The sequence below is a fragment of the Sphingomonas populi genome (assembly GCF_004208535.1).
GTDB lineage: Bacteria > Pseudomonadota > Alphaproteobacteria > Sphingomonadales > Sphingomonadaceae > Sphingomonas > Sphingomonas populi.
On the sequence record NZ_SGIS01000176.1, the window covers coordinates 1 to 611 of the forward strand.

1 protein-coding gene and 1 pseudogene are annotated in these 611 nt (G+C 53.0%); one reads left to right on the top strand and one right to left on the bottom strand.

Translation table 11 applies throughout. The features are described 5' to 3' along the window. A pseudogene (locus EWE75_RS26415) lies at nt 1-73 on the top strand (IS200/IS605 family transposase); the annotation flags it as partial. Between the two features lie 49 nt (nt 74-122). Here the strand turns inward: EWE75_RS26415 and EWE75_RS24825 are convergent. Then, the gene (locus tag EWE75_RS24825) at nt 123-467 is read right to left on the bottom strand and encodes a hypothetical protein (RefSeq protein WP_130160660.1); all 345 of its coding nucleotides are present in this window, start codon (nt 465-467) and stop codon (nt 123-125) included. Between the last annotated feature and the right edge of the window lie 144 nt (nt 468-611).

Sequence of the window (611 nt, forward strand, 5' to 3'; positions counted from 1 at the left end):
AACGACATCCGGCAACATCACCGATGACATCATCATGCGATATCTCGACAAGCACATCCACAAGGACCAATGAAGGCTTCAGCCCTCTCCGATGATCCTACCGGCGTCAGCCGGTATGTCATTCAGCTGGCCTGCAACCCGCGCAATTGGGATAGGATTGCGGAGCTCATGGGCTTTCGCGTGTTGATCGTTAGCGCAATCCCGATGTTTGGAACTTCGAACGCGAGACGAAGCTCGACCCGGTCGTCTCTTGGGATGCTAATCCCGGCCAGCCCGCCGTAACGCCCGAAATTTTGATCTTTCAATTCAACATAATGGCCGTGACCAAAAAACTCATCTGTGGCTTCGCCACCGACCTGGGGTGCGGAGATGAGAAGGTATTCGGGCTCTGAGCCGCTTAGATCGAAGGCGATTTGGATCACGCCATCCTCGACAGTGAGGACTACCGCTTCACTACTCACTTCCATCACAAAATCCCTCCGCGCTAGGACGTGGTGACGATTTAAGGATCAGGGATTCCCAATCGCTGTTAAATCGGATTCAAGGCTGATTTTTGGAGATCAGCGATGGATTGCGATGCGCTTCGGGATGATCAATGGGACCGGATCAAA

What these genes read in the sequence shown, in the direction of transcription:
- EWE75_RS24825 (WP_130160660.1), bottom strand. Translation starts at nt 467, where the DNA reads ATGGAAGTGAGTAGTGAAGCGGTAGTCCTCACTGTCGAGGATGGCGTG.